Origin of the sequence: Acinetobacter sp. Q186-3 (assembly GCF_013420655.1) — a bacterium.
GTDB lineage: Bacteria > Pseudomonadota > Gammaproteobacteria > Pseudomonadales > Moraxellaceae > Acinetobacter > Acinetobacter indicus.
Genome location: NZ_VOXS01000009.1, coordinates 1 through 23691, shown reverse-complemented (window position 1 = coordinate 23691; position 23691 = coordinate 1). Strand labels below are relative to the sequence as shown.

The following is a 23691-nucleotide window of genomic DNA, read 5'->3' as shown; positions in this document are numbered from 1 at the left end:
TGATCTGTCTGCGCTTTTAAGCATGCTATGGTAATCAGAACAAAAAAGAAAGTGATGTCCGCATTACACCAAGATACCCAGGATGTGCCCATGCAAGCATTCATTGATTTATGGAAAGGATTCCGGCTGTTGCCTTCGGCCTGGCTGCTGTTAATGCAGTTTTTTATTCTCGTGTTGTCGCTGCTCAGTCATCATGCCACCTATCGCGTGCTGATCTGGATGCTGGGTGTGGTGGTATTGCTGTTAATTGCCAAAGTCATTCGCCAGACCCCGATGTTTACTTTTTTAGGGCTGAGCTTTGTCACGGGCGCCTTGTTCTTTTCTCTGCTGATTGTGCTGGGGGTTAATAACCCGACCGTGTTGGTGATTAGTCATGCCTTTGAAGCCGCGGCCTATTTAAGTGCGGCCTATGGTTTGCTGCGTTATATGTTTGAAGACCGTTACCTGACTCGCGATGAACTGTTTGCCGCCGGCGCAGTATTCACCTTAATTGCCTGGGCGTTTGCCTTTGTTTACAATATTTGCCAGATACTGGATCCTTCCAGTTTTTATCATCCGACCCAACCAGATTTACAAAGCTGGCTGGATCTACTGTTTCTGAGTTTCAGTTTGCAGTCTGCCACCGGCCTGTCTGACCTGATGCCGATTGGTCCGGCAGTACGGGTGATTGCCATGCTGCAAATGTTTTGCGGGGTGATGTATCTGGCCTTAATTGTTTCCCGGCTGATTGCCCTGCAATACATTCGTCATTTGCCCAGAAATAAAGATTAATCATCGGCTTGGGCTATTGTGTTACAGCAGTTCAATAGTGTTTCTGCTGCGAGAGGACTAAGCTGTGCGCGAGTTTAAGCTCACGACACTCATCTTTTGTTCACCTTTGCGGTGAATGCTGCCCGGACCTAAAGCGTCTGTCTATCATCTTTAAAAATAAAATGGGGGAGTTATGCCTTCCGAAAAATTGCCCTGGTGGGGCAATATCAATCCGAATGTATTTATCAGTACGGTCGCGGTTATTGCGATTTTTCTGGCGGTGGTGCTGCTGGCGCCCAATAGTTTTGAACTGCTGACCCAGCGCATGAACCAGTGGATTACCGATTCTTTTAGCTGGTTCTATGTGCTGTCGGTGGCGGTATTCCTGATTCTGCTGATTTATATTGCGCTGTCCGATATAGGCAAAATCAAGCTCGGTCCGGATCATAGCCAGCCGGAATATCATCAGGGTTCCTGGTTTGCAATGTTGTTTACCGCCGGGATGGGCATTGGCCTGATGTTCTTTGGCGTGGCTGAACCGGTGATGCACTATGTTTCACCACCGGTCGGTGAGCCGGCCACCATCCAGGCAGCGCAGCAGGCGATGCGCATTTCTTTTTTCCACTGGGGCATTCATGCCTGGGCCATTTATGCGCTGGTCGGGCTGGCACTGGCTTATTTTGCTTACCGGCACAATCTGCCGCTAAAAGTCCGTTCGGCCCTGTATCCGCTGATTGGCTCAAAAATTTACGGCCCGCTCGGAGATGGGATTGATACCTTTGCCACGCTCGGCACTGTCTTCGGAATTGCCACCACTTTAGGTTTTGGTGTGACTCAGATCAATTCGGGGCTGAATTATTTATTCGGGATTGAACAAAGTGCCAGTACCCAGATGATCCTGATTATTGTGGTCAGCAGCATGGCGTCTTTATCGGTGTTTTTTGGTCTGGACAAAGGTATTAAACGGCTGTCAGAGCTGAATCTGGTGCTGGCGGTGGTGCTGCTGTTATTTGTATTTATAACGGGGCCGAGTATCTATTTACTACAAACCACCATTCAGAATATTGGTCAGTATGCCTCGAATCTGTTTCATATGACCTTCAATTTATATGCCTATCAACCGAGTGGCTGGATTGGGGGCTGGACCATCATGTACTGGGCCTGGTGGATCTCCTGGTCGCCATTTGTGGGACTGTTTATTGCCCGGGTGTCCAAAGGACGCAGTATCCGTGAATTTATTGTGGGGGTAATGCTGATTCCGACTGGTTTTACCCTGGTCTGGATGGGTTTTATGGGCAATGCCGCGCTGTATAGCATTTTGCATGAAGCGAATCTGCAATTGATGACCGCAGTACAGCAGGACTCCTCGGTGGCCCTGTTTGAGTTTTTAAGTAATCTGCCTTTTGCCTCCATCATGAGTCTGCTGGCGACCCTGCTGGTGATGCTGTTTTTTGTTACTTCGGCAGATTCAGGTGCGCTGGTCACAGATTTTCTCACTGCAAAAACGGAACATTCTCCGGTCTGGCAACGGCTGTTCTGGACCGTATTGATGGCGGTGCTGGCGATTATCCTGCTATTGGCCGGTGGCCTGAGTGCGCTCCAGTCGGCCACCATTATGAGTGCCTTGCCATTTACCCTCATTCTGCTGCTGATGTGCTGGGGCCTGCTCAAAGCCCTACGGCTAGATGTCACCAAAATGAATGCCTTGCAGGAAGCACGGATTACGCCGCGCGCCATTCATAATCCACGCAGCTGGCAACAGCGTCTGGGGCTGATCATGCATTATCCGCATAGCCAGGCTGAGGTAGAACAGTATATTCAGATTCAGGTACAGCAGGCTTTTGAGAATATTCAGAAGGAGTTCCAGAAGCGGCATCTGACTGTGTCGATTGATTCGCTGGAAGATGGCCTGCGTTTAAAGGTCGATCATCAGCATGAGATTAACTTTATTTATCAGGTGGTGTCCCGTGAAACTGTGCCGCCGAGCTTTATGCCAGAAGTCACGGCCGATGCGCCGTTTTATCAGGCTGAGGTATTTTTAAGAGAGGGCGGGCAGAACTACGATGTGATGGACTGGACCCAGGAAGATTTACTACAGGATATTCTGGATCAATATGAACGGCATTTATATTTCCTGAGTATTGTGCGTAGTCCGGAATAATCATTTCTTTCAAACAAAAAAAGACGCTCATAGAGCGTCTTTTTTACATCAGTTTCTAAATCAGATTAGAAACGGAATTTAGCATTTAAGCCAACAGTTTGAGTATCAAGTACTGTTGCATCTTCTTCGCCAGCTTGAGCAGCTTCGAAGTTAGCATTTACATAGCTTGCACCTACAGAAACAGCAGGAGTGATGAAGTAATTTACGTTTGCACCCCAAGCTTTGTCTGGAGAGTTGTTGTAGCTAGACTCCATGTAAGATGCACCAACGCTAAGAGCAGGCGTTAAGTAAAGATCAGTTTTTAGGTTGTACGCTGTGCTTTCACCGTAAACAAGGCCAGTTTCAAAACCGATTGCCATGTTTGTACCATCAATTGCACCCACGTATTTAGTACGTGCAGTAATAGCATCTTGATCGTCTGCGATTGTTGCAGATTCTAGACCTGCTTTAGCAACACCGTTAGCAACAATGTTGAAAGCATCTAAAGACGCTTGGTCTGCAACGCTGGTATAACCTACAGCAACCAGGAAGTTTGGCGCTACTAATGCACCAAGTTCTAAGGCATAACGGTCGCCATTGTCATCAGCAAAACCAGTTTTGTTGTCTACGATGGTATGGTTATAAGACGCGCTTGCATAGGCTGGAACAAATTTTGTCGGAACATATGCTTCAGCTTTAGCACCATAAGCATGAACAACATCACGCTCGCCATCTTCTTGAAGTTCGCCATAGCTATAAGCTAAAGAAACATTTGATGCTTGGTTTAAAAACGCAGCTTCAGCTAAAGGACCTTTAGTTGAATCAACATTTTTGAAGTAGTAAGTACCTTGAATTGCACCAGAGAAGTCATTGTTGTTTGCAGTATTGTCGATGAATTCTGATTGACCTTGAACTTCGAATTGGTACGCTTGAGCACCGGTCATGGCTAATAATAAAGCTGTGGCTAAACCGAGTTTTTTCATGATAGTTACCAGTTTTGTTAAAAATGGATTAAACAATAGGCATTGTATTGTAACAATTTATTAAGTCAATGAAGACAAAGGAGATTATTTAGTTGAGTAATTGCTCTAAAATATGTATAGGCGAAAAAGTAGTCAATTGATAAATCTGTTGTCAACCTAAAAAGTGTATAAAGAACAAGCGGCTAAATCTCATTTGCGAAAGAAAAGTGTTTGCTGCCTCACTTTTCTTTATAGTTAATATGAATTGATTCAATATAAATTATCTATAAAAGCAATCTAATAAAAATGTGAAAAGCAGTGCATAAAGCTTAAAAAATGAAACTTAAGACCAGGATTATGTAGCTGAAATTGATAACGCTTTACTTTTTTTCTACGTTTTCTGGTTTTTATAGGTCTAAATTCGCTGACTATTAATACTGGTTAAACTAAAAGTAGACTATTTTAATAGGCTTTACAAAAAGTGTGATAAGTATCATAATGGCTAGATAAAGTTATACCGTTTGGTTGGCTTTATCGAAATTGTGATTTCGGTCATGATTTTTCTTGATGCAGGACTAGAGGTTAGAGGAACTGCACTGAGATTCTCCACAAAGTTTTACTTTTTATATGCCCAGCTTTCCCCAAGGCTGGGTTTTTTTTATGCCTGAATCCTGTAGTCAGGATTAAAAACCGCTTAAGTATAAATTTATTGTGCACTATGTTGGTGCAATATTTCTTGAATTAAAAAGCGCTATTGAATATATGACCATAAAAAAATCCCGGTTTTCAACGAAAACCGGGATTTTTTAGCCAAAATTTGCGGGAAAATTTAAAATTCTGCTGAGGAATATCTAAAGTCGCCCCAATGCGGTGCATTATGCACTTATTTGATGCAGCTGTAAAATGTTTTCTTTAATTTTTTATACAATTTTTAAAACCTTATTTTTATTATATAAATCATTGGCTTATATTTAATTTTTAAGAGAATGCAATCTCGGTTGCCCTTCAAAAAAATAGAAACTTACTCTAATTTCGTCGGTTTTTATTCAACTTAATCAATAAATTTGTTAACCTTGTCACAATTTTTTAGTTATCTTGTTGATTTATTCGACTTATAGTTGAATGAACGCTACCGCTGTCCTGTTATTTTTTCCTCAGCAGTGTGGTCATCCGCTTCAGGTCGTTGCTCTGCCTTTGTTGATTCAATACGTTCAGTTCATGCTCATGGTAGTGAGGTTATAAACATGTCCCATCGCTTGCATTCAGAGAATACTAAGCAGCGTCTGTTTATTTCTATGCTCATTATCATCCTGTCGATTCTGTTTATTTCGGTTCCGGTGACGCTGAAGAGTTATCGCTCTTATCAGCAGTCCGATGTGGTGCTGACCGAAATTTCAGTCTTACGTCATGTGGCCGATCTGGCCAATGAGATTTCACGCGAACGTGGTCCGGCCAATAAGGTCATGTCCAGTACTCCAGATGAACTCAGTGCCAACCTGAAAGAGCTGACCCTGTTTCGAGAGCGGGTCGATCTGCAGATTGAACACACCATGCAATTGTTAAATAGCGCCGGTTTTGCTGCACAGGCCAATGCCTTGACCACCGATTTAAAACCGGCTTTGGCAAAAGGACGTGCTGCGGTGGATGCCTATGCAGCACAACCCTATGCCCAGCGCAGTTCAGCACAGCTGGATCAGGCCATTCAGGCCATGTTTCGTGCCTGGGATGAAGTCTATGAGGTGCTGAAGCATGTCATGATGCAGTCGGAAGGCAAAAAGACCATGCTGTCGGAGTCCTATAGTCTGATTCTGGTACTGGCCGATTTACGTGATCAGGCCGGACGTCTGGCCTCGACGATTATGGCGGCCGTGACTTTTAAAGAACCAATTCCTGAACAGAACCTGGCTTATTCCTTACAGAGCCAGCGGCAATCTTATTATTTATGGGATCTGGTCAACTCGATTCAGCCTGAACAGCACAAAACGCCTGAATACCTGGGACTGCATCAACAGGTTAAACAAAAATATCTGGATCAGGGGGTTCCTATTGTCAGCCAGCTGATTGAAGAAAGTCTGCATGCGCGCCCGTATTCATTAAGCGGAATTGAATTGACTCTGAAGATTGTCGATAAATTTACGACAGTGGTGAATCTGCAGAAATATCTGCTGGATTATAGTGTCTGGCTGGCCCAGCAGGAGCGCCATGCTGCCTGGCAGCAGTTTATCCTGACGCTGTCGGTGTCGATTATTTCCTTGCTGGCAGCGCTGTTTACCATGGTCTATGCGCGTTTTAAGGTATTTAAACCTTTAATTGAAGCGCGAGATCTGATTTTAGAGTTATCTGAAGCCCAGCCGCAGACGGCCACAGCTCCAGATTCCTCACCCACCTCTTTATTTGCTGCACTCAAGCAGTTGCAGGCACGCTTGGCTGAACGGGATTTGCTAGAATTCCAGCTACGTAATATGGCGAATACCGATACCCTGACCGGAGTCTCCAATCGTCTGGCGCTAGAAGAATATATTCAATATCTGAATCAGAATCCGGACAAGCTCCATCAAACCGGTTTAATTATTATTGATATTGATGACTTTAAAGAGGTCAATGATCAGTATGGGCATATTGTCGGTGACCGGGTGATTCAGGGAATTGCCGAAGTGTTAAAATACAGTGTGCGTTCATCTGACCTGATTGTGCGTTATGGGGGCGATGAATTCCTGATTCTGATTGAGCAGATTGATCTGGACGGGGCCTTGAGTATTGCCGAGAAATTACGTCAGGAAATTAGCCAGAATGTTCTGACCCTGCCGGGACTGGACACGCCATTAAATATTTCTGTCAGTGCCGGGGTCGCCGCAGATGCAGGCAGCTGGATGGAGCTGTTTGGCCGGGCAGACCAGTCCTTATTTAAGGCCAAAGAGAAGGGGCGGAATAGGGTGGAAAGTATGCTCTAAACCGTAAATTAAAATAGAAAAATATTTTAAATATATATCTTGATATTTTTCAGGTGAATCTAATAACAAAGAAAAGGGCTCCTCAGAGCCCTTTCATTTTATTTTAACATCGGTTTCAGGAATTTTCCGGTATGGGAGGCTTTCACTTTCACCACCTCTTCCGGGGTACCTTCGGCAATAATCATCCCGCCGCCGGCACCGCCTTCCGGGCCTAAATCCACAATCCAGTCTGCGGTTTTAATCACATCCAGATTGTGTTCAATCACCACAATGGTATTTCCCTTGTTGCGCAGCTCATGCAGGATGTCCAGTAGTTTGGCAATGTCATGGAAATGCAGACCGGTGGTTGGTTCATCCAGCACGTACAGGGTTTTACCGGTATCCCGTTTTGCCAGTTCGCGTGCCAGTTTGACCCGCTGCGCTTCACCACCAGATAAGGTGGTGGCTGACTGACCCAGACGGATATAACCTAAACCGACTTGATTCAAGGTTTCCAGACGGCGGTGAATCACCGGAATGGCATCAAAGAAATGCATGGCATCTTCGACCGTCATTTCCAGCACATCGGAAATATTTTTGCCTTTGTAATGCACTTCCAGGGTTTCGCGGTTATAGCGTTTGCCATGGCAGGCATCACATGGCACATACATATCCGGCAGGAAGTGCATGGCGACTTTAATCATGCCATCACCTTCACAGGCCTCGCAGCGTCCGCCTTTGACGTTAAAGGAGAAACGGCCCGCCGCATAACCGCGGCCTTTGGCTTCAGGCGTCTGGGCAAACAGTTCACGAATTGGGGTAAACAGACCGGTATAGGTGGCCGGATTGGAACGCGGGGTGCGGCCAATCGGACTCTGGTCAATATCTACCACTTTATCCAGGAATTGCAGTCCTTCAATGGTGTCAAACTTTTCCGCACTGAGCGTGGTGGCGCCATTCAGCTGGGTTGCGGCCAATGGCAGCAGGGTACGGTTAATCAGGGTTGATTTGCCCGAACCGGATACCCCGGTAACACAGGTCATCACGCCTAAAGGCAGGGTCAGATCGACATTTTTCAGGTTATGGCCACAGGCACCCATCAGCTTGATCTGTTCATCCGGTTTAGGTGGCTGAGTGCGCTGTTTTGGTACTTCAATCTTGAGCTTGCCCGACAGGTATTGACCGGTCAGAGAGTTGGCATTGGCCGCCAGTTCCTGATAGGTCCCTTCGGCAATCACATTCCCGCCATGTACGCCGGCGCCTGGCCCGATATCAATAATATGGTCTGCGGCGCGAATCGCATCTTCATCATGTTCGACCACCAGTACAGTGTTGCCCAGATCACGCAGGCGAATCAGGGTTTCCAGCAGGCGGTCATTATCACGCTGATGCAGACCAATAGACGGTTCATCCAGCACATACATTACGCCCATTAACCCGGCACCAATCTGCGATGCCAGTCGGATGCGCTGGGCTTCACCACCCGAGAGCGTTTCGGCAGAGCGCGACAGACTTAAATAGTTCAGACCGACTGAGACCAGAAAGTGCAGACGTTCACGGATTTCCTTAAAAATCTTGTCGGCAATTTCGCCTTTGGCACCTTCCAGATTTAGGTTCTGATAGTAATGCTCGGCGTCACCAATCGACATTTTGGTAATCTGGCTGATGGTTTTGTCTTTGACTCGCACATGACGCGAAATTTCATTCAGACGTGAACCATCACAGGCATCACAGGCGGCATTGGAGAGATACTGCGCCAGATCATCGCGGACATAATTACTTTCCGTTTCACGATAGCGGCGTTCCAGATGCGGCAAAATTCCTTCAAACGGCTGTACCCGGTTGTGACGACGACCACGTTCATCGACATAGCTCAGGTCAATTTTTTCCCGGCCACTGCCGTAGAGGAATTTTTTCTGGGTGTCTTTGTCCAGTTCATTCCAGGGCGTATCCAGGGAAAAATCATAATGATCGGCAACTTTTTGCAGCATGCCATAATAATAAGGACGCTGACGGTCCCAGCCACGAATTGCACCCTCGCTTAAAGAAAGTTCCGGATTGGGAATGAGCTTGTCGGCACTAAAATGGCTTCGTGTGCCCAGGCCATCACAGACCGGACAGGCACCAAACGGGTTGTTAAATGAAAACAGGCGCGGTTCCAGTTCGGCCACGGCACGGTCACATTCCGGGCAGGAGTGTTTGGCCGAGAACACCCGGTCCGGATGTTCACCTTTCATCCACGATAAAATCGCAATATCTCCACCTAAACGTAAAGCGGTTTCAAAACTTTCGGCAATACGGTTGCCCAAATCATCCCGGACTTTAAAGCGGTCGACCACCACTTCAATGCTGTGTTTTTTCTTTTTGTCCAGTTCTGGCGGCGGATCAATCTCCATGATTTCGCCATCTACCCGGGCACGAACAAAACCCTGGCTTTGCAGTTGTTCAAACAGATGGGTATATTCGCCTTTACGTTCACGTACCACTGGGGCTAACAGCAGCAGGGCGGTACCTTCTTCCAGACCTTTAACCACATCGACCATTTCAGACACGGTCTGCGCCACCATCGGCAAGTCATGTTCCGGACAGTAGGGCGTACCCACGCGTGCATAGAGCAGACGTAAATAGTCATAAATTTCGGTAATGGTGCCGACGGTAGAACGCGGGTTGTGACTGGTCGATTTCTGCTCAATGGCAATGGCCGGACTTAAGCCTTCAATCGAGTCGACTTCCGGTTTTTCCATTTGTGACAGGAACTGGCGCGCATAGGCCGAGAGCGATTCGACATAACGGCGCTGACCTTCGGCATACAGGGTATCGAAAGCCAGGGAAGATTTACCTGAACCGGAAAGTCCCGTAATCACCACAAACTTGTCGCGTGGAATATCAAGGTTCACATTCTTCAGGTTATGGGTACGTGCGCCTCGAATACGGATATGACTTTGGCTCATGCAATGATCCTAGAAAATTCATTTAAAACCTCTATATGATAGCGCATGAAAAATGTTCAAGTGCAGGCTTAAGGTATTTCTACGTCAAATTATGTCGGTTGATTGCAAATAAAGGCCAAGATCTGAAAACGATAAGGATAAAAAATTGTCAGGAGAAAAAGTACGGGGATCAAAGCACGCAAGAATGAAAGAGAGCTGTCGGCCCTTGTGCAAGTCTGCTGATCTTGCACCAGGGCGAGTAATCAAAGATTAGTTGCTGCTGTCCAGTCCCGGCCAGTTACGCTGTGCATAGGCACTGTCCCAGAACAGCCATTCCAGTTCAGCAGCACGGGTATAGGCCTGACGCATTTTCGCCAGTGTGTCTTCATCACAGCGCTCGGCCACGCGGTCAACCGTGGCAATCACATTGCGCACCGCAGTATGGAATTCTTCGCCGGCATAGGTATCGACCCAGGCCTGATACGGGTTGTTGGCGGCCGAGTTACCGACAATATCTTTACCGACTTCGGCATAAATCCAGAAACATGGCAATAACGAGGCCAGCACCACCGGATAGCTTTCTGACCAGGCAGTGGCAACCAGATAACTGGTGTAATGATGGCAGGCCAGGGTCAGCGGTGTATTTTCAAACTGTTCTTTGCTAATGCCAAAATCCTGCATAAAGCCGTTATGTAGCGAACGTTCCACCACAATCGCCACCTTGGCGGCTTCGGCAAACTGGATCACATCATCGGCATCAAAGGCTTTGGCAGCACACACCGCCAGCGCGCGGCCATAGGCCAGTAAATAATGCGCATCCTGAATCACATAGTGGCTAAAGGCCTCACGACTTAGGCTGCCTCGCGCCAGTTCCTGGTTAAAGGGTAGGGCCAGGGTGTTTTGATACAGTTCTAAATTCTGTTGCCACAATTGTTCAGAAAAACGCATGTCCGGTTCCTGTAAAGCATCAAGATCAATGCCCAAAGACTAGCATACTTGCACCGCAAAGATGAGCCGCTTTGATTTGTATCAGAATCAACAAAAAAGCATACGAAGTGTTTTGGCATCGTCATCAAAAAGCGTCATAATAGCGGCCATATCTCTATCGCCGAGGTCCTGCATGTCTTCAGCAGGATGCACGCGGCGCATTCGGTGTAATTCAAGTTTAATATTTACCGAATTTCTTTATCTAATAATGTCATAGGTCGATTTGTCATGATGAAACATTTTGGTTTCTCTATTGCATTTACGATCGTGTGTCTCGGTTTGTCTGCTTATTGGGGCTATACCCACGGCCCGGAAGCAGGCCTGAAAACCATGTTCACAGCACTGACCATTACGGCCATTCTCGCCATTATGGAAGTGTCGTTATCGTTTGATAACGCGGTTGTTAACGCATCAGTCCTGCGCGGTTGGGACCATTTCTGGAAAATGCTGTTCCTGACGGTCGGGATTCTGATTGCCGTATTCGGTATGCGTTTAATTTTCCCGGTGGTGATTGTTGCCGTCACAGCCGATATGGGCATGATGGAAGTGGTGCAGCTGGCACTGAATAATCCGAAAGAATATTCGGCCAAATTAATGGCGCATCATCCTGAAATTGCAGCATTTGGTGGTGCCTTCCTGTTAATGGTGTTCCTGAACTTCTTTCTCGATGATGAAAAAGACACCCACTGGTTCCGCTGGATTGAGCGCCGTTTATCCAATCTGGCCAGCGTACCGGCCATGTCGGTCTTTATTGCACTGGTGGCTTTGCTGATCATGGCGGCCAATGTGGTTGAGGACAAACGTCTGGTAGTCACCATGGCCGGCATTTGGGGCATCGTGATTTATATTGGTGTACAGGTATTGAGTCATTTACTGGGTGGCGAACCTGAAGTCGATGAAAATGGCAATGCGATTCGTCATGATGAAAATGGCGTACCAACCGGTGTGGTGAAAGCCGGTATTGGTGGCTTCTTGTATCTGGAAGTGCTGGATGCCTCGTTCAGTTTTGATGGCGTAATTGGTGCCTTTGCGATTACTTCGGATGTGGTAATTATCATGCTCGGTCTGGCGATTGGTGCGATTTTCGTGCGTTCGATGACCATTTATCTGGTAGAAAAAGGCACCCTGGATGCCTATATTTACCTGGAACATGGTGCGCATTATGCGATTGGTGCACTGGCCTTTATCATGATTGCCAGCGGAACCGGTTTACACGTCCCGGAAGTGGTCACCGGCCTGATTGGTGTGGCCTTTATTGTCTGGGCGGTATTTGCCTCAATTCAATATAAAAAACATCAGGCACTGCACTAAGTTGCAGTCTGATCTGAAGAAGGTGCAAACAATTGCACCTTTTTTTATAACTGGTAGTTCAGATGCAGAATATTGTGCTGAATATCGCAGCATCTGCAGCATGAATGATGTAGGATATTCGCATACAAAATTGTTGCACTTAGCCTATTGATATGATGAATGCCTTAGAACGCCGTTCAACTTTTGCCTTAAGCAGTATTTTTGCCTTACGCATGTTGGGTCTGTTCATGATTATTCCGGTTTTCTCGGTGGCAGGGCAATCCTATCAATATGCAACCCCGACCTTAATTGGTCTGGCGGTTGGGGTGTATGGTTTGGCCCAGGCCATCTTACAGATTCCATTTAGCCTGATTGCTGATCGCTATAGCCGTAAACCGCTGGTGGTGCTTGGACTGTTACTGTTTGCTTTAGGCGGTGCCATTGCTGCAATGTCAGAGACCATTTATGGGGTCATCATTGGCCGGGCCATTGCCGGTGGCGGCGCAGTCTCTGCCGTGGTGATGGCTTTACTGGCCGATGTCACCCGTGAAGAACAGCGCACCAAAGCCATGGCCATGATGGGCATGAGTATTGGTTTATCCTTCGTGATTGCCTTTAGTGCCGGGCCGTGGCTGACCGGACTGGTTGGTATTTCCGGGCTGTTCTGGGTGACCACCATTATGGGACTGGCGGCCATTGCCATGTTGCTGCTGGTGCCTAAAGTCACGCGCCATCATCGTAATTTCCAGCAGGGCTATCTGCCGCAGCTCAAACAGGTGCTAAAAATGGGCGATTTAAACCGCCTGCATCTGTCAGTTTTTACCCTGCATTTACTGCTAACGGCGATGTTTATTTATGCACCGCCGCAGCTGATTGAATATGCCGGTCTGCCATTGTCCAGTCACGGCTGGGTGTATTTGCCGCTGCTGGTGCTGAGTCTGTTTTTTGCCTTCCCCAGTATTATTCTGGCGGAAAAATATCGCAAAATGCGCGGTATTTTCCTGACCGCGATTGGCGGGATTATTCTTGGCCTGATCGTGATGATTTTTGGTTTTGAATCTAAATATATCCTGCTGATTGGACTGGGCCTGTTTTTTATTGCCTTTAACGTGATGGAAGCGCTGTTACCGTCCTGGTTATCGAAGGCGGCACCGATTCAATCCAAAGCCACTGCAATGGGCGTCAATGCCAGCAGCCAGTTCCTTGGTGCCTTCTTTGGCGGCATGATTGGCGGGCAACTGTTACTGCTGAATAACACCGCGATGGGTTGGAGTATTCTGACTGCAGTTGCTATAATTTGGCTGCTGATGAGTTTTAGTCTGGCCCAGCCGCGTTATCTGTCGTCGATGGTATTTCGCCTGCCTGAGGCCAAACAAACGGATGAGTGGACTTCTCAACTTTTGGCCATTCATGGTATTGAAGAAGTCGTGGTGATGTCTGAACAGCAAGTTGCCTATATAAAAGTCGATAAACAGCAAATTGATGATGCTGCGCGACAACAATTAACGCACTTGTTGGGTAAAGAGGTAGCCATTTAAGCATAACTCTTATAAAGTAAATAATAGAAACAAATAGGAAGAATACAGCTGATGCGTGGTGTAAATAAGGTCATTTTAGTTGGTACTTTAGGTCGAGATCCAGAAACAAAAACTTTCCCGAATGGTGGCTCGCTTACTCAATTTTCTATTGCCACCAGTGATGCGTGGACCGATAAAACCACCGGTGAGCGTAAAGAGCAAACTGAATGGCACCGTATTGTGCTGCATAACCGTTTAGGTGAAATCGCGCAGCAATACTTACGCAAAGGTTCAAAAGTCTATATTGAAGGTTCATTGCGTACCCGTCAGTGGACCGATCAGAATGGTCAGGAACGCTACACCACAGAAATTCGTGGCGAGCAAATGCAGATGCTGGACTCTGGTCGTCAGCAAGGTGAGCAGGGCGATAATGGTTTTAGCCAGCCACGTTTTAACAATAACCAGGGCGGTGGTTATAGCAATAACAACCAGGGTGGCTATGCGCCGCAAGCTCAAGGTGGTTTTAACAACAATAATGCTGGTGGTGGCTATGGCAACCAGGGCGGTTATCAGCAACCGAAACCAGCTCCTGCTGCAACGCCTGCACCGGCAGATTTGGATGATGACTTACCATTTTGAGACACACTAGAGATATATTTTTGTAAAGTTTACAAAATTATTCTTTATTAGCAGTTAGTTACAAAAGAAATTTACAGATACTAGAAATGGTTCTGTAAATTTTTTTACTTATAATTTATGATATTTAATACTTAGATATTTTGTTAAATAAAGCCATGATGTTTGTTAAAAGATTTGTAATGAGTGGTGGTGAGAGATTCGCTGTTCTTTTGAATAGTGATGGTGTTCCTATGACTTATCCAAATTTATATACGATCATTCATTTAAGAAATCGTGGTCAATCAATCAATACTATTACAGCTATTCTGGAAGATATTAAGTTGCTGTTTCAGTTGTTGGATAAGTTAGGAATTGACTTGGAACAAAGGATAAAAAGTAAAGATTTTTTAAAATTAAATGAAATCGAAGCTTTAGTAAATTTAACCAGTTTCAATCGCAGTCGATTAAGTGGGACAGCTTCAAAAACAAAGATCATAAGTTTTCCAAAAAGTAATAACAAAGAGCGAGCTAGAGCAAAATTGGTTGTTACTCAGGACTATGTATCCAAACAATTGATATATCGGCGGTTAACTAATTTTGCCGAATATATTGGGTGGTTTGAGACGCATCTTCATTCATCTGCAATAACAAGTACAAAACGGTTGTTAAAATCTCGTAGACCCCGCAAGTCCATGGATATTCAGGCTGAATACAAATCTTTTGATACTGATCAACTAAATAAAATTTTAAAGGCAGTTGATCCTGATAATCAGAACCGTATTTGGACTTCAGATTACATTACTTATAGAAATGAGCTGATTATCTATTTGTTTTTATATCTTGGGTGTCGTAAAGGTGAATTATTAAATTTAAAAATTACAGATATAAACCTCTCTAAAGGTGGTATATCGTATCTTACTATTAAGCGTAATCCTCATGATGGAAGTGATTCTAGGCTATATCAGCCGTTGGTTAAAACTAGAAGTCGATCAATTGCAATCAATCAAAACTTAAAGAAAAAATTAGAAACTTATATTTTAAATTATAGATCAACCATACCAAATGCAGAGCTAACTGACTTTTTGATTTTATCAAATAAGGGGCAGCCGCTTTCAATTAATGCACTAGACAAAATTTTTTCAGAAATTTCTGAAGTCGTTTTATTCAATGTGCATGCACATGCATTTAGGCATACATGGAATGATAAATATACAGATAAAGTTCGGACTTTAATTAAATCTGGAAAAATAACAGAAGACCAGGCTGAGAGAGATCGTGCGTATCTGATGGGTTGGATACCTAACTCACAAAGTGCAAGAAGATATTCAAGACGTGCAGAGAATAAGCGTGCCGTAGAGGTTGGATTAGCTATCCAAGAAAAATTTGAGAATGAAAATGAATAAATCAACTAGAAACGATAGTTTAAATAAATGGCAAAATACGTTTACCTCATTCAAAGGTTATGAATTTAATATTTATGATGAAATATGGGTATTAGACATTAATGTCACGCTGAACTTAACGTTTGTAAAAAGGTTGAGAGAGGATATACAGCATGATGTTTTATCTACACTAAGTAATTTTGCTCAGTATTCTTCAAGTTTTCATACTGCTAATATGGGTAAATATATAGCAAAATATATTGAGGTTACTGATCAAGACCATTTTTCAATAAAAGGTCTTTTAAACTATAAGAATTTTTATTCGGCAAAAAAAGATGAATACAAAGTAGCTATGCTACGAGTCTTTTTGAAGAAGCTATATGATTTGGGTTATTCCTCAGTAGAGGATGAAGTTTACGATCTAATGGACTCATGGAGATTGAGTGGCAATGAAAAAGGAGCAGCAGTCCTTTCCCTTGATCCAGATGAAGGTCCATTTAGCCCATTCGAATTTCAAACAATTATCACTAGAACCAATGAATACTTAGCAGAAAATAAGATTTCCTATTATGAGGCTGCTCTAATTCGTGTTTTTTGTGCGACTGGTAGACGACCAATTCAAATTTCAGGATTAAAGGTGAAAGACCTATATGTGTCGGATAAATATAATTTTAATGATACAAATGCAGTTCATATCCTTAACATTCCGAGAGCTAAAGTTAGAGGTGCTAGTGGATTCCGATTTGCTTTTAATGAAGTGGGAATTCGGGAAAGTATTGCGAAAATCTTATTTGAACATATTCAAATTTTAAAACAGAAATTAGCAAAGCAAATAAAGCGAGAAGTATCTGAACAGGAGCTTTCAGAGTTACCAATTTTCTATGATATTAAGGTGTTAGCCAATCTAGATTGGAGCAATGAAAAAGAAATTTCTCAAATTTTGCCAACAGAAATTATTCATTTACCTACTATCAAATTAACTCAAATATTGAGAGATGCTGTTCAAAAACTTGGTGTCCGTTCAAGAGAAACCGGTAAACCAATACATATCACTGCATATCGGTTTCGCTATACGCTTGGAACAAATGCGGCTAGGCAAAAAGCAGGTGTGAATGTCATTGCAAAGCTGTTAGATCATCATGATACGCAAAATGCACACTGTTATGTACAGAGTGTTCCTGAAATTGCACAACAAATCTCATCCATCATGGATGAAAGCTTACGCAAATATGCAGATGCTTTTCAGGGGAAAGTTGTAAAGGATGAGATTGAGGCTCAATCACAAGTTAAGGAGGCGAATAGAATTTCTTGTGTAGAACAGGATTGTGATGTCGGCTCATGTGGTACACATCAATACTGTAACGATCACGCACCAATCGCATGTTATCTGTGTAGCAAGTTTATGCCTTGGGCAAATGCACCTCACCATCTAGTTCTAGAGCAATTAATTAAAGAACGGGATGATCTAATTACGATGGGGTGTAGCCTTGAGATCGCTGCCGTGAATGACCGAACAATTATTGCCGTTCAGCAAGTAATTGATGCTTGTAAGGAGTTCAATCATGGATGATTTAATATATTTCCCATCTGACAAAATTCAATCTCCTTACTCCGAAATTAAGCAGTTTATTGATTTTGTTAAACAATTATCTGAATTAAATGAAGATATTAAATTTGATGAGAATTATTGGAAAGGCGAAGTAAACTTTGTCAAAACAGGTATTTCATCCAAAGATAGATCACCTGAAAATCTTTTGCATCATTCAATTCTAGAATTTGCCAAAGCCTATGTTAAGTATCAAAGAATTAACAGTAAGTTAAAAACTCAAGATACGATTCTTTCAATTCGGGCCATAGAACAAATATGCTTAGACCGATATGGTGAAGTTGATTTAACTAAATTGATTATTGCTGATTTTGACTTAGCTGCTGAAAATGCAAAGGAAAACTATAAAGCAAGTTCTGCTTATCATGTGGGTAGACAGCTAAAGATTCTTTTAGACTTTCTTCGCCAATTAAAAATATTAGCTTTACCAGATTGGAAAAGTCCAATTAAAAAGCCTGCTGATAAATCAATTGTGTTAGATGCAGAGTCAGAGGAACATCGAGCTTCTAAACTTCCTGATGAGGATGCTATTTTTGCATTGGCTGATATTTTCTCACGAAAAGATTCAGAATTGTCAGATAGAGATATTTTTGTTACCAGTGCTGTGAGCTTGCTTCTAGCTGCGCCAGAACGAGCATCAGAGTTGTTTTTCCTAAAACATAATTGTATCTACGAGGAAGAAGTCCAAGCATTTTCTAAGAGCAGTTTAGGGCTTGTAAAAGATGGTTCTAATGTTGAGGAAGTATTAGGTATTAGGTGGTATGCACAAAAGGGTTATGGGTATGACATTAAATATATTCCGAGTGTTATGATCCCAATGGTCAAACGTGCTATTGAACGTTTGATTAAGATGTCAGAAAAGCCGAGACATTTAGCATATTTACTTGAGATGGGTGATAAATTTCCGAGACATGAGCTTTGTCCTCAAGTACCTGATGATCAATTGTTAAAACGTAGTGAAGTATTGTTGGCAATGGGTTTTGATTCATCATCTTATGGAAATTCACATACTGCAAATAACTCTGGAATAGCTTTTTTAAGAAGCCGAGGCATTCCCATATCAGATAATGTTATTTGTTTAAATGATTTGAATCTTATTCTACGAAATAGATTGCCTAAAGGTTTTCCTTATGTACCTTTAAGAACTGGTAATGGAGTTAAAGTTAAGTGGTCAGAAGCTCTATTTTCTTGTTTTAATAATCAGTTTCATGCATATAAGGGAACTATATCTACAGAGTTATGGATGCCCAATATTAATAGACTAAATGCTGACTTATCTCCGACAAAATTAAAAAAAAGAGGAACTAATGAATTAAGTAATACAAAATCTATTTTTCAACGATGGGGATATGGAGATTATAGTATGACCACCCACCAGTTTAGGCATCTTCTCAATACGATAGCAAATACTAATGGAATGGATAGCATATTACTTGCAAAATGGTCAGGACGAGCTGATATTAAGCAAAATCGAGTATATGACCACACTACCGTTGAAGATCATAATAATGGCTTAATTGAAATGCAGAAAAATGAGGTCGGAATAGTAAATACTGATAGTACATTTACATTCCAAATTGCCACGCCTCGTACTTTACAGGAGCTAAATACCAGGACAACGTTGTCCATGCACACTACTGAGTTTGGATTTTGTACACATTCTTATATTGATGAACCCTGTCTCAAGTATAAAAACTGTCTTAATTGTACGGAACATGTCTGTATCAAGGGCGATGCGGAAAAGAAAAAACGACTTCAAGATCGCCTTAAAAAAGAAAAAATATTATGGGCAAAGGATAAGGAGGCTGTTAGTAAAAATGTTACTGGTGCAACGGTTTGGTTGGGGACTAGAGAGCTTACGATTAAACGTTGTGAACAGTTGATTGCCCTACTCGATGATCCAAACATTCTTGATGGAACGCCTTTAAGTTTGCCGCCTTCGGAAGATGTTACACATCTTGATTTAGCGTATCAAAAAGCAGGTCGTAAACGTATCCCCGTTATTGAGAATACTCAACGTAAAAAGCTTGAAGAGCAGTCAGTTTTACATGATTCTTTATCATTGGATTTATGGAGCTAATATGGCACAGCATCTAACAGATCAAAATGTACAGGATATTGTTGAAATTCTTGATTATTGGTCACCAAATGAAAAGTTAACGTGGGAACGATTATGCAAAGCGATTGAAGTGCAACTAGAACTTGTACCTGCACCAACTCGTCAAACACTACAAAAATTTGAAAGAATTAAGAATGCTTATGATCTAGGAAAAAAATCTCCAGCAGCATTAAAAATCTTAAAAGCCAAACATCAAAAACTCCCTGCTAGCCTGAAAATAGCTCAGGTTAAAATTGATGCGTTAGAAAGTAAGGTAGAGAGACTAGAAAAAGAGAATTCAAAACTTTTAGAGCAATTTGTAGTATGGCAATACAATTCTCATAAATATGGATTGAGTATTGATAAGCTTAATGAGCCTTTGAGTATGAAAAGCTCAGACTGATAAAAACATTTGTCTGCTTCATATATTATAGTTAACCCGAATCGTGGATAAGAAATTTTATAATTCAACAATTCAGATTATGAAATCATAGGCTTAAGCATGATTCGGGTTAGTTATGTTTTTAATTTGAAAACATCACAACATAGTAGTAATTTTCTGTGAATTGGCTTGAAAAAATCTGAAAGATTATTTCCAAGCCAATTCTTATTGTAAATATTCCATAAATGATTGAAATCCTAGTTCATTTTTTTACATGAAATTATATTTCTTTTCACGTAGTTTAAATGCCTTATCACCGCCTTCTAATATTTCACAAATATGATCTTTGACTCTCTTCTTATCTAACGTTGATGCTTGAGGATTCTCATCCTTTAATAAGCATTCAATACTTCCGTATTTATACTGGAATTTTTTATCGTTAGTATTAGGACTGTGAGAGCCATGTTGATTAGCAATAATCACTAATTCACTATCTGCATTAACCACTACATTAGCATTATGAGTAACTAGAATAATTTGGCGTTGGGTCTTTTTATCTTTCAGATATTTAACTAATTCTGTAAAAATAGCTCTATTATCAAGATCATCTTCTGGTTGATCTATAATAATTGGACATTTATTATCACTACAATCAAGAGTCATTTTTAGAACAACAAATGCCTTTTTACCTTGTGACATGGCATTGTAATTATCACCGTCATAAATGACATCGTATTTAAGCCTAAACCAAGTATTATCAAAAAACTCTTTTGTAAAAGTTTCTAGAGTCTTACCTTGTTTAAATTTGATAGATGAATCATCTAGACTTTGCGTTATATTTTCAAATAGAGCTAAAAGCTCTTCTTCCGTATTTACTGATTGATTTGTATACCTTTGAGCTTTTTCACTTTGCTGATTAATACAATTTTTGATCCAATTTTGAAAAGAATCAGCTTCAAAAACTTTATTAGAAATTATTTCTAAATCCTGACTAACGTTAAAAGTATTTATACTTTCAATTAATTCACTATAAGATGCAAGCATAGTCAGCCATTCTCTATGGACTGATGCAAGTAAATTAGCATTTGATAACTCTAATCCCTCTATATCATGTTGTATCAGGGAGATTCTTCTAGCCTTAGCTTCCTCTTGTGTTTTCTGATGTAAAATTGGCTTGAGGCTCTCAGAGTGAGATAAAAATTGTGAAATTTTAATAAATTGGGAATCTGATTGAATTCCTCTTTTTGCTTCAGTTGCTTCTGTTAAGGCTGTGGCCAAAAGTGTATTTACACTTTTAGTGAAATTACTTATCTGAGTTTCAGCATAGCTTTCAATAGAGCTCATCAAGTGTTCAAAATTTTCAGAGACCGTTGGGTAAGCTTGAAAAGTTTCAATTGGATTATGAATAGAAAGAAAATCATTACTTTTTATCTTATTTATGTAATCTCTTAATGTATTGATTTGATGTATCTTGTTATCAAAATGGTCAATATTATTTTTTTGAATATCATGATTTCGTAATTCTTGTTCAGTAATACTTCCTGTTTGAAAAGAATTTATTTGTTCAGATAAAGTTTGAATTTGAGCATTTACATCCTCTATTTTCCCCATGGTCAGAAGAGAGCTTTTTTTCTGTTCAATCTGTTCTTGTGTTGAAAAATAAGTTGATAATTCCCCAGTAATCTTTAATTTAGATGTAGATTTTTCTTTATCGAATGACTCAAATAAATCTGGTTTTTGTTGTAATAACAGTTTTTTAACAATCTCTTCGACACCTTCATCTTTAGATTTTTTATACATGTGTCCTTGATAAAAATATTCAATTTGACGAGAGTCATCTTGAACTCCATCTTTCCAAATAATTTCAAGATTTTCACATAGCTCATTAAGATGATTACTGTCTTCTTCTAATGAAGTCGGACAAAGTTTTTTAGCTAGGCATTGTAGAAGGGTAGATTTCCCCGAAGAGCGACCACCAATAATAGATGTTAGGTTAGGATTAAAAAAAATATTATTATTGAATACATTATCACTTTGAAGTTTTACATGATCAATGACTTCATAATCATTTTTTAATTCAGGTATCATGGGACCTATATGAATACGTGTTTTTGGTTCATGTAAAATTTGTTTAAGACCTTCAAATGTTGGCTCGGCTTTAATCCAACAAAATTGATTATTATCAGGTTGAAATAACTTTGTTTCAGTATGTGCGTCAGAACCATGGATACATGGTTTGAGTGCACCATATTTTCTGATTATTTCATCTACTGTATCAACACTTTCTCCTAAGAAATATTTTAGATCTGACGGTTTTGGAGAGAATAGACCATCAGATATACGATAAATTGAATTTCGTAGTTCACTTGCTGATGCTTGTTGTTGTGCTAATAGCTCCTCATGTGATCTAAGTCCTGATACCCCATCATTAGTGCTGTTAGCTACAAAGACAAGACAGTTTTCTTTCAGGATTTTATTTTGCTCAAGAATTTCAATTAAATTTCCATGTGTTAATGAAAATTGTTCTATTCCTTTTTTATATGCTGCGTTTTCATCATGTAATAATTCAGGGCAATGATATTTTCCTAAATTAATTAAGCCTCTTCTTGTAAGTGAAAATCGGTGGCTTTGATCAACAATCATATTAGCTTGGGTTAAAAATAATTCTTCAAAGTCGGCTAATATAGAGGGATTAAATAAAATATGAAGATTGATTAATGTACCTCTACCAGTTGTAGGTGTAATTCTCAACTCCATGTTGGGAATAAGTGTAATTTTTTTAATTTCTACCTTTTGATCTTGAGTAAAAGAGGTATTTAAGTGAATATTTTCTTGATATTGAACAGCTTTCTTATAATTATCGATATTGAAGTAATCTGTAATACCAATAACTTTAATATTATTTTCAATAGCTTTTAAAAAAAATATTTGGAAGAAGTCTTCAATTGAAGATGATGTGAACTGATCATTTTTTGCTGTGCCTTTTGTATGAACATGTAAATCCCAACGAGCCCATTCTGAACCTCGATTAATCATTTTACCCTCTTTATGTTTTTTCAAGCTATTGATTGATATAGTAACTTTTTAAAATATTTTTGTAATGTATATTTATAATTAAACGAAATTTTTTAATGTTAAATTAAAAAAAAGTATAAAAATAAAAAATGGTAATCCTCCCATAAATAACCGAAGTTAAAAGTAGAGGTTAAGCAGCCATGAGAGGTGGCTTTCCTTTGTTTGCTTGGTGTGGTCTTTCATAGTTGTAATGCCACAGCCAACTCGTTGCATAATCTTGTACTTCTTCCAGTGTGTCAAATAGATGCTTGCTTAGCCAGCTATAACGTATAGTCCGATTATAACGTTCAATATACGCATTCTGCTGTGGCTTACCTGGTTGAATATATTCAATACGAATACCTTGTTCAGTTGCCCAGCGTACAAATTCATGACTGATAAACTCCGGGCCATTGTCACACCGAATAACTAACGGCTTTTCTCGCCACTCCAGCAACTGATTCAACGTACGAATAACTCGGATTGTAGGTAATGAGAATCCTGCTTCAATCGCTAAGCCTTCTCGACGGTAGTCATCAATCACATTTAATAATCGGAACTTTCGACCATCGATCAGCTGATCATGCATAAAATCTAATGACCAGACCTGATTTTCTCGGATTGGTTCTTTCAATGGTTCAGGCGCGTGCCGTTTTAGTCTTCTTCTCGGTTTAATACGCAGATTTAGTGCCAACTCACAGTAAATGCGGTAAACCCGCTTGTGATTCCAGCAGTGATTCTCAACATGTCGTAAATATGAGAAGCACAGACCAAATCCCCAATCGGAATTTTCCTCAGTGAGTTCAATGAGCTGTTTAGCAATTAATGCATTGTCATCGCAAAGTTTAGCCTGATAACGGTAGCAGGTTTCACTAATGCCAAATGCAGAGCAAGCTAAACGGATACTAACCGCATGCAGGGCAACGGCTTGTTGAGCCATCTGACGTCGGCAAGATGGCTTCACCACTTTTTTGACATTGCTTCCTGAACAATCTCTGCCTTTAATCGCTCTTCAGCATACATTTTTTTTAGTCTGGTATTTTCT

The 23691-nt window shown here is 41.4% G+C and carries 14 protein-coding genes and 1 pseudogene; 10 read left to right on the top strand and 5 right to left on the bottom strand.

The genetic code is table 11. From position 1 onward, the window contains the following. The first annotated feature begins 90 nt into the window (after positions 1 to 90). A complete protein-coding gene (locus FTT64_RS09405) occupies positions 91 to 771 on the top strand; it encodes an ion channel (RefSeq protein WP_005180739.1) in 681 nt (226 codons plus the stop codon). Positions 772 to 943: 172 nt separating this feature from the next. Next, entirely contained in the window at positions 944 to 2911 is a 1968-nt protein-coding gene (locus FTT64_RS09400) for a choline BCCT transporter BetT (protein ID WP_168370789.1), read from the top strand. Between the two features lie 65 nt (positions 2912 to 2976). On the opposite strand, the gene omp33-36 is transcribed toward FTT64_RS09400, so the two are convergent. Beyond that, positions 2977 to 3876, bottom strand: a complete 900-nt coding sequence (gene omp33-36, locus FTT64_RS09395) for a porin Omp33-36 (protein WP_265088073.1) — start codon at positions 3874 to 3876, stop codon at positions 2977 to 2979. Positions 3877 to 5096: 1220 nt separating this feature from the next. On the opposite strand from omp33-36, the gene FTT64_RS09390 reads away from it, so the two are divergent. Further along, positions 5097 to 6803 carry a GGDEF domain-containing protein gene (locus FTT64_RS09390; protein WP_180182304.1) on the top strand — a complete coding sequence of 569 codons (1707 nt, stop codon included), beginning with the start codon at positions 5097 to 5099 and terminating at the stop codon, positions 6801 to 6803. 98 nt (positions 6804 to 6901) lie between these two features. Here FTT64_RS09390 and uvrA read toward each other — a convergent pair whose 3' ends face one another. Further along, the gene (gene uvrA / locus FTT64_RS09385; protein ID WP_163140959.1) at positions 6902 to 9733 is read right to left on the bottom strand and encodes an excinuclease ABC subunit UvrA; all 2832 of its coding nucleotides are present in this window, start codon (positions 9731 to 9733) and stop codon (positions 6902 to 6904) included. Positions 9734 to 9982: 249 nt separating this feature from the next. Next, positions 9983 to 10660, bottom strand: coding sequence for a thiaminase II (gene tenA / locus FTT64_RS09380; protein ID WP_180182303.1), 678 nt, complete (start codon positions 10658 to 10660; stop codon positions 9983 to 9985). Between the two features lie 267 nt (positions 10661 to 10927). On the opposite strand from tenA, the gene FTT64_RS09375 reads away from it, so the two are divergent. The 7 genes from FTT64_RS09375 to FTT64_RS09345 all read left to right on the top strand — a co-directional run bounded on the left by FTT64_RS09375 (position 10928) and on the right by FTT64_RS09345 (position 19613). Continuing rightward, positions 10928 to 12010, top strand: coding sequence for a DUF475 domain-containing protein (locus FTT64_RS09375; protein WP_180182302.1), 1083 nt, complete (start codon positions 10928 to 10930; stop codon positions 12008 to 12010). 152 nt (positions 12011 to 12162) lie between these two features. Continuing rightward, complete coding sequence (locus FTT64_RS09370) at positions 12163 to 13527, top strand: MFS transporter (protein WP_180182301.1); 1365 nt, start codon at positions 12163 to 12165, stop codon at positions 13525 to 13527. A 51-nt stretch (positions 13528 to 13578) separates the two neighbouring features. Next, complete coding sequence (gene ssb, locus FTT64_RS09365; RefSeq protein WP_005180729.1) at positions 13579 to 14145, top strand: single-stranded DNA-binding protein; 567 nt, start codon at positions 13579 to 13581, stop codon at positions 14143 to 14145. A gap of 155 nt (positions 14146 to 14300) precedes the next feature. Then, the gene (locus tag FTT64_RS09360; protein WP_180134382.1) at positions 14301 to 15527 is read left to right on the top strand and encodes a site-specific integrase; all 1227 of its coding nucleotides are present in this window, start codon (positions 14301 to 14303) and stop codon (positions 15525 to 15527) included. Then, complete coding sequence (locus FTT64_RS09355; protein ID WP_180182300.1) at positions 15520 to 17076, top strand: site-specific integrase; 1557 nt, start codon at positions 15520 to 15522, stop codon at positions 17074 to 17076. The genes FTT64_RS09360 and FTT64_RS09355 overlap by 8 nt, the downstream gene beginning before the upstream one ends. Then, positions 17069 to 19192, top strand: coding sequence for an integrase (locus FTT64_RS09350; RefSeq protein WP_180134378.1), 2124 nt, complete (start codon positions 17069 to 17071; stop codon positions 19190 to 19192). The genes FTT64_RS09355 and FTT64_RS09350 overlap by 8 nt, the downstream gene beginning before the upstream one ends. Before the next feature lies 1 nt (position 19193). Beyond that, positions 19194 to 19613: a hypothetical protein gene (locus FTT64_RS09345; RefSeq protein WP_180134377.1), complete on the top strand. Its 420-nt coding sequence runs from the start codon at positions 19194 to 19196 to the stop codon at positions 19611 to 19613. A gap of 249 nt (positions 19614 to 19862) precedes the next feature. Here the strand turns inward: FTT64_RS09345 and FTT64_RS09340 are convergent, their stop codons facing one another. Next, complete coding sequence (locus FTT64_RS09340; protein ID WP_180134376.1) at positions 19863 to 22628, bottom strand: TrlF family AAA-like ATPase; 2766 nt, start codon at positions 22626 to 22628, stop codon at positions 19863 to 19865. 169 nt (positions 22629 to 22797) lie between these two features. Continuing rightward, a pseudogene (locus tag FTT64_RS09335) lies at positions 22798 to 23691 on the bottom strand (IS3 family transposase); the annotation flags it as partial.